The organism is Pseudomonas sp. RA_15y_Pfl2_54, from assembly GCF_963971015.1.
Classification (GTDB): Bacteria; Pseudomonadota; Gammaproteobacteria; order Pseudomonadales; family Pseudomonadaceae; genus Aquipseudomonas; species Aquipseudomonas baetica_A.
The window spans coordinates 34614-47723 of sequence record NZ_CAXAPN010000019.1 but is presented as its reverse complement, the minus strand read 5'-3'; the positions used below and the strand labels follow the sequence as shown (position 1 = coordinate 47723).

15 protein-coding genes are annotated in these 13110 nt (G+C 57.8%); 5 read left to right on the top strand and 10 right to left on the bottom strand.

Features of this window, described 5'->3' with window-relative positions:
• Window positions 1–5: 5 nt before the first annotated feature.
• Both AACY50_RS15460 and AACY50_RS15455 read right to left on the bottom strand, forming a co-directional pair.
• Window positions 6–599, bottom strand: coding sequence for a hypothetical protein (locus tag AACY50_RS15460; protein WP_339465419.1), 594 nt, complete (start codon window positions 597–599; stop codon window positions 6–8).
• Window positions 565–1305 carry an SURF1 family protein gene (locus AACY50_RS15455; RefSeq protein WP_339538808.1) on the bottom strand — a complete coding sequence of 247 codons (741 nt, stop codon included), beginning with the start codon at window positions 1303–1305 and terminating at the stop codon, window positions 565–567. The genes AACY50_RS15460 and AACY50_RS15455 overlap by 35 nt, the downstream gene beginning before the upstream one ends.
• A gap of 70 nt (window positions 1306–1375) precedes the next feature.
• Here AACY50_RS15455 and AACY50_RS15450 point away from each other — a divergent pair, with 70 nt between their 5' ends.
• A complete protein-coding gene (locus AACY50_RS15450; protein WP_007911731.1) occupies window positions 1376–1579 on the top strand; it encodes a twin transmembrane helix small protein in 204 nt (67 codons plus the stop codon).
• Between the two features lie 9 nt (window positions 1580–1588).
• Here the strand turns inward: AACY50_RS15450 and AACY50_RS15445 are convergent, their stop codons facing one another.
• The 4 genes from AACY50_RS15445 to coxB form a co-directional block, all read right to left on the bottom strand.
• The gene (locus tag AACY50_RS15445; RefSeq protein ID WP_339432384.1) at window positions 1589–2476 is read right to left on the bottom strand and encodes a cytochrome c oxidase subunit 3; all 888 of its coding nucleotides are present in this window, start codon (window positions 2474–2476) and stop codon (window positions 1589–1591) included.
• Window positions 2477–2501: 25 nt separating this feature from the next.
• Window positions 2502–3053: a cytochrome c oxidase assembly protein gene (locus tag AACY50_RS15440; RefSeq protein WP_339432385.1), complete on the bottom strand. Its 552-nt coding sequence runs from the start codon at window positions 3051–3053 to the stop codon at window positions 2502–2504.
• Between the two features lie 63 nt (window positions 3054–3116).
• A complete protein-coding gene (gene ctaD, locus AACY50_RS15435; RefSeq protein WP_339432386.1) occupies window positions 3117–4703 on the bottom strand; it encodes a cytochrome c oxidase subunit I in 1587 nt (528 codons plus the stop codon).
• An 82-nt stretch (window positions 4704–4785) separates the two neighbouring features.
• Window positions 4786–5913: a cytochrome c oxidase subunit II gene (gene coxB / locus AACY50_RS15430; protein WP_221732288.1), complete on the bottom strand. Its 1128-nt coding sequence runs from the start codon at window positions 5911–5913 to the stop codon at window positions 4786–4788.
• 370 nt (window positions 5914–6283) lie between these two features.
• On the opposite strand from coxB, the gene AACY50_RS15425 reads away from it, so the two are divergent.
• Entirely contained in the window at window positions 6284–6934 is a 651-nt protein-coding gene (locus AACY50_RS15425) for a hypothetical protein (protein ID WP_339432388.1), read from the top strand.
• Window positions 6935–7072: 138 nt separating this feature from the next.
• Here AACY50_RS15425 and AACY50_RS15420 read toward each other — a convergent pair whose 3' ends face one another.
• Both AACY50_RS15420 and AACY50_RS15415 read right to left on the bottom strand, forming a co-directional pair.
• Window positions 7073–8599: a SulP family inorganic anion transporter gene (locus tag AACY50_RS15420; protein ID WP_339538807.1), complete on the bottom strand. Its 1527-nt coding sequence runs from the start codon at window positions 8597–8599 to the stop codon at window positions 7073–7075.
• 90 nt (window positions 8600–8689) lie between these two features.
• The gene (locus AACY50_RS15415) at window positions 8690–9418 is read right to left on the bottom strand and encodes a carbonic anhydrase (RefSeq protein ID WP_221732291.1); all 729 of its coding nucleotides are present in this window, start codon (window positions 9416–9418) and stop codon (window positions 8690–8692) included.
• A gap of 429 nt (window positions 9419–9847) precedes the next feature.
• On the opposite strand from AACY50_RS15415, the gene AACY50_RS15410 reads away from it, so the two are divergent.
• Window positions 9848–10240, top strand: coding sequence for a hypothetical protein (locus AACY50_RS15410; protein ID WP_339465423.1), 393 nt, complete (start codon window positions 9848–9850; stop codon window positions 10238–10240).
• A 64-nt stretch (window positions 10241–10304) separates the two neighbouring features.
• On the opposite strand, the gene AACY50_RS15405 is transcribed toward AACY50_RS15410, so the two are convergent.
• The gene (locus AACY50_RS15405) at window positions 10305–11363 is read right to left on the bottom strand and encodes a PA0069 family radical SAM protein (RefSeq protein ID WP_339538806.1); all 1059 of its coding nucleotides are present in this window, start codon (window positions 11361–11363) and stop codon (window positions 10305–10307) included.
• Window positions 11364–11581: 218 nt separating this feature from the next.
• On the opposite strand from AACY50_RS15405, the gene AACY50_RS15400 reads away from it, so the two are divergent.
• Window positions 11582–11884, top strand: a complete 303-nt coding sequence (locus AACY50_RS15400; protein ID WP_339538805.1) for a hypothetical protein — start codon at window positions 11582–11584, stop codon at window positions 11882–11884.
• 105 nt (window positions 11885–11989) lie between these two features.
• On the opposite strand, the gene AACY50_RS15395 is transcribed toward AACY50_RS15400, so the two are convergent.
• Window positions 11990–12139: a hypothetical protein gene (locus AACY50_RS15395; RefSeq protein ID WP_339508058.1), complete on the bottom strand. Its 150-nt coding sequence runs from the start codon at window positions 12137–12139 to the stop codon at window positions 11990–11992.
• Window positions 12140–12822: 683 nt separating this feature from the next.
• On the opposite strand from AACY50_RS15395, the gene AACY50_RS15390 reads away from it, so the two are divergent.
• Entirely contained in the window at window positions 12823–13098 is a 276-nt protein-coding gene (locus AACY50_RS15390) for a hypothetical protein (RefSeq protein ID WP_221732296.1), read from the top strand.
• Window positions 13099–13110: the final 12 nt, after the last annotated feature.

Genomic DNA, 13110 nt, shown 5'->3' with positions numbered 1-13110 from the left:
TGCCCTTATCCGATGTTCGACAGTTTCAGCAGGTGGCGCAGGTCGTTGAGCAGGTCCTTGCCCTTCACCTTCGGGTCGTAACGCAGCACAAGGTTGCCGTGGGGGTCGATGATCCACAGTTGCGGCGTGACCTTGTCGCCCGTCGTTTTGCTGAACACGGCGGCGTCCAGCCGATAGCGCTGCAATTGCGGGTATTCGCGGCTGAGTTTGGCTTGATAGTCGGTGCTCAGCGGTTGCGCGGCGGCGAGGGCGTGGCTGGCACGGCCGGCATCGCGGCCCAGGCCGATCTGGATTTGTCGCGCCAGGTACACCAGTTGCTGGCAATCCACCGCGCAATCTTTCGGCGCGGTCACCAGCATCTGCCAGCGCTCTTCATCGGCCTGCACGCCAAGGTCGGCGCGGGTCTGGCCGTTGCCGATCAGTTCGCCGTGATAGCTGCGACCTTCCGGCACCCAGAACTGCAATTTGTACATGCCGGTGGCGAGGATCATCGGGCCGACCACGCCGAGCACAATCAGCAGCAGTTGAAGGCGTCCGCGACGACGGCTGGCGGCAGGTTTCGCCTCAGACATGCTGGGTGGATTCATGGCCGTTCCCATGGTGTTTCTCCTTTGCGTTGTGCCAGCCGAGGTAGACATAGAGACCGAGCAGGGCGGTGGCCATGGCGAACCACTGCACGGCGTAACCGAGGTGTTTTTCCGGGCCCATGGCAACCACCGGCCAATCGGCCTGATAGCTGGCCGGGCCGGGCTCGGCGCGTAATTCATAAGCGAAGCCGTCGCGCTCGAGGGTTTTCCACAGCCTGGCCGGCTCGACGGCGGTGATGGTTTGCGGCCAGGTATTGCTGACCGGGTCGGCGTGCAGCTGGAAGGTTGCGCCGGGGGCGACGTAGACCCAGGCGTCGATGTTCAGCGCCTGGGTAGGCGTGGTGAATTGCGGCGGTACGCGTCGGTCCGGCCACGGCAGCCAGCCGCGATTGACCAGCAGCCACAATCCCGTGCGCTGATCCTGAAACGGTTGCAGCAACTCGACGCCGACCTTGCCGTTGCGCTGGCGGTTGTCGAGCAGCAGGCTGTGGGCGGTATCGAACTGGCCATAAAGGTGTACGCGGCGATAGGCCGGGTCGGCGCTGTGCAGCAACTCGCCGCTGGCCATAGGATCAGCGGCACGACGTTCGGCATAACTGGCGAGCAGGGCGGTTTTCTCTGCGCCACGGCCCAGTTGCCAGAAGCCCAGCGACACCAGCAACGGCAGCAACAACGCCACCACCACCGTCGGTATGACGCCCGGACGGAAGCGCATCATGGCCGCGCCACAAAGTCAGTCGTCGTGATCGCTATACTCAAACACATCGCCTGTCCCCCGGAGTCTTCCCATGCTCAAAACAGCCATCGTCCTGATGCTGATAGCCACGGTGATCAGCCTGTTCAGCGGCCTGTTTTTCCTGGTCAAGGACGACAGCAGTTCCAATCGCCTGGTCATCGCCTTGAGTGTTCGGGTGGCGTTGGCCGCTGCCACCGTCGGCTTGATCGCCTGGGGCTTTTACAGCGGCCAACTGGTGTCGCATGCGCCTTGGTAGTGCTGATTCTCAGAGCACGTAAACGAAAACGAACAAGCCGATCCACACCACGTCGACGAAGTGCCAATACCAGCTCGCCGCTTCGAAGCCGAACTGGTGCTCGTTGTCGAAGTGGCCCTTCATGATCCGCATCAGCATCACAAACAGAATGATCGTGCCGATGGTCACGTGGGCGCCGTGAAAACCGGTGAGCATGAAGAACGTCGCGCCATAAATGCCCGAACCCAGTGTCAGGCCCAGTTCGTGGTAGGCGTGCATGTATTCCTCAGCCTGGAAGCCGAGGAACGCGCAGCCCAGCAGCACGGTGATCGCCAGCCAGATTTTCAGCGCGCCGCGATGGCCCTTCTTCAAGGCGTGGTGGGCGATGGTGATGGTCACGCTGGAGCTGACCAGCAGAATCGTGTTGATCAGCGGCAGGCCCCACGGGCTGATGACTTCCTTGGGTGGCGGGAACAGTTTCGGATCCGGGGTGTGCAGCAGCGGCCAGGTGAACTGGAAGTTCGGCCACAGCATATGGGCAATGCCTTTGGGGCCTTCACCGCCGAGCGCCGGGCCGGAGATGTGACGCACGTAAAACAGCGCACCAAAGAAGGCGGCGAAGAACATCACCTCGGAGAAAATGAACCAACTCATGCCCCAGCGGAACGAGCGATCGAGTTGCGAGCTGTAGAGCCCCGCACGGCTTTCCTTGATCACCACCCCGAACCAGCCGAACAGCATGTACGCCAGTAACAGTCCGCCGACGAAAAAGATGTACGGCCCGTGGGATTCCGGGCGTGCAGCCTTCAGATCGTTGAACCAGGTGGCCAGGCCATACATGGTGATGGCCATGCCGAACGTGGCGATGATCGGCCATTTGCTCTGGGCCGGGACGTAATAGTGCTCATGAGTTGCCATTTATTGTTCTCCTTATCGGGCACGCTTAACCGCCAGTGTGTACAGCCACCGGTGGATGTCGGGCGGTGATATCGAACAGCGTGTAGGACAGCGTCAGGTGCTTCACATCCTTGGGCATGTCGCGGTCAACAATGAAACGCACCGGCATCTCGATCTGTTCACCGGGCTGCAGCACCTGCTGGGTAAAACAAAAGCACTCGGTCTTGTGGAAATACGCCGCCGCGTTGCTCGGCGCGATGCTCGGCACGGCTTGCGCACTCATTGGTTTGTCGGTGGGGTTGCGGGCGATAAAGATCATCTCGTTGACCGCCCCGGGGTTGGCCGTCAGCTCGTCGTGCTTGGGGTAGAAGTCCCACGGCATGTCGACGTTGTTGGTCGACAAAAACTGCACGCGCACCTGCCGCGAAGTGTCGACGACCTGCTCGCCCTCATACTGCCCGGCGGTCTTGCCATTGATACCCAAGGCTTTGCACATCACGTCGTAGATCGGCACCAGGGCGAAACCGAAAACAAACATCGCCACCACCACGCCGAGCAGGCGGGTGACCAGTTTCTTCAACGAAATCGAGTCAGCCATGGTTCCAGCCCTCAACCGAGAACCCCTGTGGGAGCAAGCCCCCTCCCACAAAGGCAAGGCGTTTCATTTCACTTCCGGCGGCGTAGTAAAGGTGTGATACGGCGCCGGTGATGGCACGCTCCACTCCAGGCCTTCGGCGCCATCCCATGGTTTGGCCGGTGCCGGCGGCCCGCCGCGAATGGTCTTGATCACGATGAACAGGAAGAAGATCTGCGTGGCGCCGAACATGAACGCGCCGATCGAGGAGACCATGTTGAAGTCGGCGAACTGCAGGTTGTAGTCCGGAATCCGCCGCGGCATTCCCGCAAGGCCGACAAAGTGCATCGGGAAGAAGGTCAGGTTCATGCCGACGAATGACAGCCAGAAGTGCAGCTTGCCGAGGGTTTCGTCGTACATGTGGCCGGTCCATTTCGGCAGCCAGTAGTACGTGGAGGCGAAGATCCCGAAAATCGCACCCGGCACCAGCACGTAGTGGAAATGCGCCACCACGAAGTAGGTGTCCTGATACTGGAAGTCCGCCGGGGCGATGGCCAGCATCAGCCCGGAGAACCCGCCGATCGAGAACAGGATCACGAACGCCACGGCAAACAGCATCGGCGTCTCGAAGGTCAGCGAGCCTTGCCACATGGTGCTCGCCCAGTTGAACACCTTGACCCCGGTCGGCACGGCGATCAGTAGTGTGGCGTACATGAAGAACAGCTCGCCGACCAGCGGAATGCCGACCACGAACATGTGGTGCGCCCAGACAATGAACGACAGGAACGCGATGCTCGCCGTCGCGTAGACCATCGAGGTGTAGCCGAACAGCGGTTTGCGCGAGAAGGTCGGGATGATCGAGCTGACGGCACCGAAGGCAGGCAGGATCATGATGTACACCTCGGGGTGGCCGAAGAACCAGAACACATGCTGGAACAAGACCGGGTCACCGCCACCGGCGGCGCTGAAGAAACTGGTGCCGAAGTGAATGTCCATCAGCATCATCGTCACGCACCCGGCCAGCACCGGCATCACCGCGATCAGCAGGAACGCGGTGATCAGCCAGGTCCAGACGAACAGCGGCATTTTCATCAACGTCATGCCGGGGGCGCGCAGGTTGAGGATGGTCGCGATCACGTTGATCGCGCCCATGATCGAACTGATCCCCATCAAATGGATGGCGAAGATGAAAAACGTCACGCTTTCCGGCGCGTAGGTGGTCGACAGCGGCGCATAGAACGTCCAGCCAAAGTTCGGCCCGCCACCGGGGGTGAACAGGGTCGACACCAGGATCAGGAACGCTGCCGGCAGCAGCCAGAAACTGAAGTTGTTCATCCGTGGCAGGGCCATGTCCGGCGCGCCGATCATCAACGGGATCATCCAGTTGGCGAGGCCGACGAACGCCGGCATCACCGCCCCGAAAACCATCACCAGACCGTGCATGGTGGTCATCTGGTTGAAGAACGCCGGTTCGACGATCTGCAATCCGGGCTGGAACAGCTCGGCGCGGATCACCATGGCGAACGAGCCGCCCAGCAAGAACATGGAAAACGCGAACCACAGGTACAGCGTGCCGATGTCCTTGTGGTTGGTGGTCAGCACCCAGCGCATCAGGCCTTTGGCGGGGCCGTGGGCGTGGTCGGCATGACCGTGGTCGTCGATGACAGCGCTCATGGCCGGTCTCCTTTACTTGAGTGGACGGGGCTGGCCGGGGCGCGCTGCCCCGGCCGGTTCACGAAGTACGCGATAGACCGGCTCATTTGCTTTGCGCCTGTTTCAGCTCCAGCACTTCTTTTGGCGTGACCATGTCGCCCTTGTTGTTGCCCCAGGCGTTACGTTCGTAAGTCACGACCGCTGCGATATCGACTTCCGACAGTTGCTTGCCGAACGCCGCCATGGCGGTGCCGGGTTTGCCGTGGAAGACAATGCTCAGGTGACCTTCTTTCGGCCCTGTGGCGATTTTCGAGCCCTTGAGTGCCGGGAACATCGGCGGCAGGCCCTGGCCTTCGGCCTGGTGACAGGCTACGCAGGTGGTGTGATAGACCTTGTCGCCGCGCTCCTTGAGCTCGTCGAGGGTCCATTCCTTGCTGGTCAGTTCTTTGAGCTGCGCGGCCTCGGCCTTACGCTCGGCGAGCCACTTGTCGTAGTCGGCCTTCTCTTTGACCTCGACCACGATCGGCATGAAGCCGTGATCCTTGCCGCACAATTCGGCGCACTGGCCACGGTAAATGCCGGGCTTGTCGATGCGCGTCCAGGCTTCGTTGACGAACCCCGGGATCGCATCGCGCTTGACCGCGAAGGCCGGCACCCACCATGAGTGGATGACGTCGGCTGAGGTTACGAGGAAGCGCACCTTGGCCCCGGTTGGCAGCACCAACGGCTTGTCGACCTCAAGCAGGTAGTGCTCGCCCTTGGCTTCCTTGTTGTGGATCTGCTCGGCGGGGGTGGCCAGATTGCTGAAGAACTCAACGTCCTGGCCCAGGTATTTGTAGTGCCACTTCCACTGATACCCGGTGATCTGGATATCGATATCCGGCTCACTGGTGTCGTACATCTTGATCAGGGTGGCGGTCGCCGGCACGGCCATCGCCACCAGAATCAGGAACGGCACGATGGTCCAGAGAATCTCGACGGTGGTGCTTTCGTGGAATTTTGCGGCGACCTGCCCGGTAGAGCGGCGGTGCACCATCATCGACCAGAACATGGCGCCGAAGACGATGACCCCGATCACCACACAGATCCAGAAGATGGTCATGTGCAGGTCGAATACTGCGTGACTGATCTCAGTCGCTCCAGGCGCCATATTCACAGTCCAGGCCGCATTAGCCTGGCTGAAAATCGACCACAACAGGAGGCCCATCCAGACGTGTGGATGTCGCATCATTGCGGGTTCCCCTTATCGTTCTTGTTATCCCGTAGGCGCAACGCCTGCGGCAAGGGAGCGGCTGCATCAGACTACGAACTTGAATCGCCGGGCCTTGCTGCGTGGGCAGTCGGGCGTCATCAGCTAACTCCATTCAATGGCGAGTATAGACAGCGACTGGAAATTGCAATGTGAGGACGTAAATGAACTGAAACAGCCGGGACTTGCGTTCGAGGGCACGAATGGAGAAGGATGCAGACGAGTGGTGGCAAACGGATATAACGCGGGTGCATCAAGGATGAAATAATTATGACAAATGCGTCTTAGCATTTTTCGTAAGCCAGCTAACTTATGTCTTCCCTATTTCATTGCCTTGTTTCCTGGAGTTTTCATGAACACCGCCGCATTGCGCGAGCAGATCCAAACAGCCCAACAACATGAGAAAGACACCGGCCTGCTGACTCGTCAGCTGGAAAGCAAGCTGCCTCATTTACATCCGGCGATCCAATTGCCGGAAGCCGACGCCCAAGGCGTACTGACGCGTTTTGTCGCCGCCTACATCGAAGAAGTGCCAGACCTGCTGGATGCAGCCAATGAAGTCGCCAGGGAAGCGGGAATCGAATCGCAGATCAAACCGGTGCTGAAAATCGCCGAGCAGTATTTCCTCCAGCCGCCGGCCATCATGGCCGGGCACGTTGGCCTGGACAGCCTGCTGGACGAAGCCTATCTGGCGCACCGTTTTGTCGAAGAGGTCAACGACCTCTACATCAAGCATTTCGGCCAGCCACTGATCCCCCTGGACATGACGGTCGCCAACCTGATTGCTCACCAATTGATCGGTGAGGAATTTGCCAACCAACTGGACGAAGCTGTGCATCACGCCATCGACGAGATGCTCGACGAAGAGAGTTTTGCGCTGGAGTCGGTAGAGGCCTACCGCGAAAAACTCAGCAGCCCGGACACCGGCGCCGCGTGGAAACGCTGGCCGTGCATGGGCCGCCGACTGGGCGTGGGCCTGGAGCTGGATCAACCGGCTGCCTGATTTAAAGGCGTGCGCAAATGCCAATGTGGGAGGGGGCTTGCTCCCGAAGGCGGTGTGTCAGTCACTAACAATGTCGACTGATTCACCGCTTTCGGGAGCAAGCCCCCTCCCACAGGGTTTGTGTTCAGGCGGGAAGATTTAGCCGGCCGTGCCGATCCCGGTGGTAGTACGAATCCGCCCCTCTAGCCTGCGCTTCAACCCACGCGACTCAATCAACAGTTTCGACCCCTTCGCCGCATTCGCCCGGCCCCACTCCTCCAGCAACTCCAGACACGAATGGTCGATGTAGCTCAGGTTATTGAGCGGCACATGCACCGTCGTGCCCGTTGGAATCGTGTTCAGCACCTGCGTCAGCGCCGGCACCTTGAGGAACGTCGCCGCGCCGAACAGGCGCAACTCCATCTCGCCTTGTTGCGGCAGATCGATCAGGCTGATTTTCAGTCGTGAAGCCTTGAACGCCAGTTTCAGCAAGGTCAGACCGAAACCGATCAGTACGCCGGTCAGCAGATCCGTGAAGATGATCGCCAGCGCCGTCGCGGCGTAGGTGAACATCGGCATCCGGCCATAACGGCTCAGACCACGGAAGACTTTCAGGTCCACCAGTTTGAAACCGGTATACACCAGCACACCCGCCAGACTCGCCACCGGAATGCTTTGCAGCACGCTCGATAACAACAGCACGAACGCCAGCAACCACAGGCCATGGAAAATCGTTGAGTAACGCGTGGTCGCACCGGCCTGAACGTTGGCCGAACTGCGCACGATCACCCCGGTCATCGGCAGCGCACCGACAAGACCGCAGAGCATGTTGCCCACACCCTGCGCCGACAGTTCTCGGTCGAAGTCCGAGCGTACGCCGCTGTGCATCCGATCGACCGCGGCCGCCGACAACAGGGTTTCGGCGCTGGCGATAAACGCTACGGCAAGCGCAGCGATCAGCAGCGTCGGATCCGCCAGACTGAGCAGATCCGCAGGTTTCAGCCAGTCGATGGCTTGCGCCAGGTTCGCCGGCACTTCAACCCGTTTCACCTGCAAGGCGAGCATCAGGCTGGCGCCCGTAGTCAGACCGACCCCCAGCAATGCGCCGGGAATGAAGCGCAGCGAATGCGGGCGCAATTTCTCCCACAGCCACATCACGGCAATGGTCGACAGCCCGAGCAGTCCGGCCTGCCAGCCGAATGACGGCAAGGCTTGCGCCACCGCACCGGGGAAAGCCGTGAGGTTATCCAGCCCGGAGGGCTTTGGTGAGGCGTCGAGCATCACATGGATTTGTGAGAGCACGATCAATACGCCGATCCCTGCGAGCATGCCGTACACCACCGCTGGCGCCGTGACGCGAAACCAGCAACCGAGCTTCAAGCGCCCGGCCACCCATTGCAGGAAACCTGCCAGCAACAGAATCGGCCCGAGCATCTCGATGCCGTGCTGTCGTACCAGTTCGAATACCAGCACCGCCAAACCCGCTGCCGGTCCGCTGACCTGCAGAGGGGAACCGGCCAGCCAACCCACCACCAGACCACCGATGATCCCAGTGATCAGCCCTTTGGCCGGTGGCAATCCCGACGCAATCGCAATACCCATGCACAGCGGCAGGGCGACCAGAAACACAACCACTGAAGCGAGCAACTCCCGTGGCAATACCGCTTTCAATTGAGCCGCACGCATGGCGATTCTCCCGAAGTTTTCTTCAGGCATGGCTTCGCCGAACCGCTGAAACAGCGGCCGGCGTCAAACCACACAGATTTTTAGGAAGATTTAGAAGCGCGCTTTGGGCGTCGCCACCGGAATCGGATGGCTGCCGTCGAGCGGCAGGAATCGACTCTGATCCGCGTCGTAAGCTTTGATTTCGCTGGTTTCGATGTTGTAGACCCAGCCATGGATGAACAGATGACCGTTCGCCATGCGTGAGGCTACCGAAGGATGGGTACGCAAGTGCTGCAATTGGGCGATGACGTTTTCCTCGGTGAGGATCGGCATGCTTTCTTTTTCGTCGGCGCAGTGACAGTTGTCGTGCACCATGGTTTTCGCGACTTCAGCGTGGCGCAGCCAGGCTTTGACCGTCGGCATTTTTTCCAGGCTGTCCGGGTTGAGCACCGCACGCATGGCGCCACAATCGGAGTGCCCGCAGATGATGATGTGCTGCACGCCCAGCGCCAGCACCGCGTATTCGATGGCGGTGGAAACGCCGCCGTTCATCTGGCCATAAGGTGGAACAACGTTGCCGACGTTACGCGTCACGAACAGATCGCCGGGTGAACTCTGAGTGATCAGCTCGGGGACGATGCGCGAATCGGCGCAGGTAATGAACATCGCCCGTGGCGATTGGGCCGTGGCGAGTTTCTTGAAGAGTTCTTCCTGCTGCGGGAAGACCTCATGATGAAAATGCAAAAAGCCGTCAACGATCTGTCGCAGCGCTGCATCGGCGGATTGCGCCTCAGGGGCTTGCGCCGACGCAGCCAACGGCTGTTTATCCTTGTCACTCATGATTCATCCTCTTTGGCGGATTCTGGGAGTCATTCCCGTGTATTCCGGTGTGAAGCCAGTGGCTGTTTAAAACATCCGGGTTATCCCGACCCGTCAGTCACTCGATGAACAAGGTAGCCGTCGAAACTTAATTCAAACTGAATCAAACGCTCTAGAACGTGTGTTCCAGGTCACAAAAAACGTGACTGAGGCAGTTCGACGGAAGGGTTACAACCGCTCAACCATAGGTCAATTGTCGCTAAATCTAGGAAATCTGGCGACCCGGCGGACAGAGGGCTGTGCAATTTTTATCGGGCCTTGAGGTGGGTGAGTCCTCCCTTGCCGTGACAAGTCGTGGCGGCGTCGCTGGCGCTCAGCAATTGAGGGCAGAGCAGTGGCCCGAGCCAGTCCCTGGGTTAACCATACGAAACCTGATGAAACAGATGTTGAATGGCGTTGAAGATGATGGCCCGTATGATCCGAAGTGCCGAGACGTTCAATAAGGCAAATAAATTAAAAAAGGGATTTTTTATGACATCTGTTTTGCGTCCAAATAGTATCAAAGGTATTTTTCTAGAAAAGATGGAAATTTCGCTGCCTCGCAAAGAGATCATGGTGATCATGAACTTTGCAACTAAACAAAAACAACAGGATCCAGAAACAAAACTTATAACCGAAAAGTTGGTTGACATTAAACAGATTGCTGCAATATCGCGCGATAACGGCAAAAATTTTGAGGTCGGGCCATACGGCGATATGGACGGTGACGGTGATATTGACCGTCATGACCGGGCGAAGTTGATCGCGTTGGCGAAGGCTTACAGTGGCATCGTCATTGCGTAAATAAAGACAAGGCCTGTATGAGTTCTCATACAGGCCTCGTTATATCCATGCATTGGCCCGTTTGCTAAATCAATGACATCTGCCGTCCTGGCGGACAGAAGGCTGTGCAATCGAGGTTGTAGCCCTCGCGGTGATTGAGTCCAAGACGCTTGATGGCTTTGGCGAAACGTTGCGCGAGCAGATCGGCAAACGGCCCTTCGCCCCGCATCCGTGCGCCGAAACGGCTGTCGTAGAGCTCGCCGCCACGGCTCTGGCGAATCAGGCTCAGCACATGCGCCGCCCTTTGCGGGTAATGCGCGTTCAGCCATTCTTCGAACAGCGGCGCCACTTCCAGCGGCAGGCGCAGCATCATGTACGCAGCACTTTGCGCGCCGGCGGCGTGGGCCTCGGTGAGCAGGCTCTCGATCTCGCTGTCGTTGATCATCGCAATCATTGGCGAACACAGCACGCCCACCGGAATTCCTGCTTCGCGCATCACCCGGATTGCCCTCAGCCGTGCCTTGGGCGCTGCGGCGCGGGGTTCGAGGATGCGCTTGAGCTCATCGTCCAGCGTCGTGAGGCTGATCATCACCGCCACCAGCCGTTGCTGCGCCAGTTCGGTCAGTAGATCGAGATCACGCAGGATCAGCGAGCCTTTGGTGACGATGGTCACCGGGTGTCGATAGCGCAAAAGCACTTCGAGGATCTGACGAGTGATCTTGTGTTCGCGTTCGATTGGCTGATACGGATCGGTGTTGGAACCGAGATTGATCGGCGCGCATTGATAGCCTTTTTTTCCGAGCTGTTCTTCCAGTACCTGTGCGGCATTGGTCTTGGCGATCAGCTTCGTTTCAAAATCCAGACCCGGCGACATATCCCAATAGGCGTGGCTGGGTCGCGCGTAGCAATAGATGCAGCCGTGCTCGCAGCCACGATAGGGATTGATCGAACGATCAAAGGGCAAATCCGGCGACGTGTTACGAGTGATGATGGTCTTCGCGGTTTCGATCATCACCTCGGTGCCCTGCGTCTCGGGCACTTCCTGATACCAGCCGTCGTCCTCGGCCACCGAGCGGTTCGGCGCGAAACGGTTGTGCGGGTTGGTGGCGGTGCCGCGACCGCGGGGAGGGAGATGGCTGATCATTGAAGAATCTCGGGTCTGTATATGCATACAGTATCCGGTAATGCCCATCGTGATCCAGTACCGTTCAGCCATGCAGCTTGCTGATAGGTTTCTTAAATAGCCATAACTATGGAAAGCCGGCGATACATATGTTCCGTTGTATATGAAAATTATCAAATATAGTCTTGTTCAACTTTCAGGTACTGATGCCTGATTTTTAAACTAAAAGGACTTTATGTATGTCGTACCTCAATCAACGTGGTGTTTTTCTACAAATGATGCTGCCGGGTCCATCGGAACCCAATACCATTGTTTCCATGCAACTTGCCCGCAAGGAACTGGGTTGGAATGCCGAGGAGCAACTATCGACCGAGGCGTTGGTCGATTCCATTTACGTGGTGGCGGTATCCGATGATCGCGGCAAGTCCTTCACCATCCGCACGGACAAGAAAGATGTCGACGGCGACGGTGACATTGATGGCGATGACAAAGCCAAGTTGATGGCGCTGGCCAAGGCTTATGCAAGTATCGTTAATCCGTAAGGCGCACGGCGATAAATGCAAGAAAACCCTGCATGATTCACGCATGCAGGGTTTTTTGTCGGACAGTGTTTCGTCGACACCGTAGCAACCATGTCAGCGCTTATTTCAAATTTTAAAATCTCTCATTGACGCAAAGGAGACCGCGATTTTTCTGAAAATAAACTCATCGTCCAGATCAATATCGCCATCACCGTCTGCGTCCGTCGATCCTGACACTTTCTTATACATACCCTTGTCATAACCTGTGACGGTCACGACTGAATCCGGGCGAGTCAAATCGGAGTTCGCGACATTAAACAAACCAATGTTGACGTCGCCAAGTTTGCTCCCTGAGGCGTTGTCTCCAAATGAGATAAGTATGCATCGGTAAAGACGACCCGCACCGACGGTACTCAAACCGACCAAAGCAGAGGCGAGGTCGCTTGCCAGGGCATAATAGGATTCGTCATCCTCATCAATGTCACCGTCACCGTCACCGTCACCGTCACCGTCGCCCTCGACGTCGTCGACTCCGGTGACCGTGTCAAATTTTCCGTTGGCGGTATTGGCCTACGCCGTGACCACAACGTCGGGCATTGAATTAACTGCATCTCCATTGTTGTACCGGGAAATTACCGCTTCTGCCTTTCCGTCCCCATCCGTGTCTTTGAACTCATATAGCAATGAATAGCTCATGTCTTTGTGCTCCATACCAGGGCGATATTAAGGACAATTGCGTCTGCGTCCCTTTGCACCCTAAGTAACGTAAAGAAGAGTGTCTACTGTCAGAGTTGACAGGTGTCAGTATTTACAGTGGTTATTGTTCAGGCCAGACGACTGTATGGGTATACATCCTGTCAAGTCTGACAGTAGACCCGATTTCTCCCCAACTTTAATGTCCAGAAGCCTAGGCACGATTGTCGGTTGTACGGGCGAAATCAACTGAAAGGACTTGATCAATGGCTATCAGGATATTGCTGGAAATTGCGGATATGGACCGAGACGGAAATCCTGAGGTCGCGTTTTATCACTATGATGAAGACGCGACCGAAATGATGGACTACGACTACTCGCTCTTCGCCTCTTCATCGGAAGGCAATGGTCGTTATGACCTGATTTCCGAAGACGCCGTTGACGCCGATGGCGATGGTGACGTCGATAAATACGACAAAAAACTTTACCTGCAGTTAGCCGATGCCTTTGCGCAATTCAAGGGCTTTCAGTCCACGCGTTGAATTGCCCGCTGA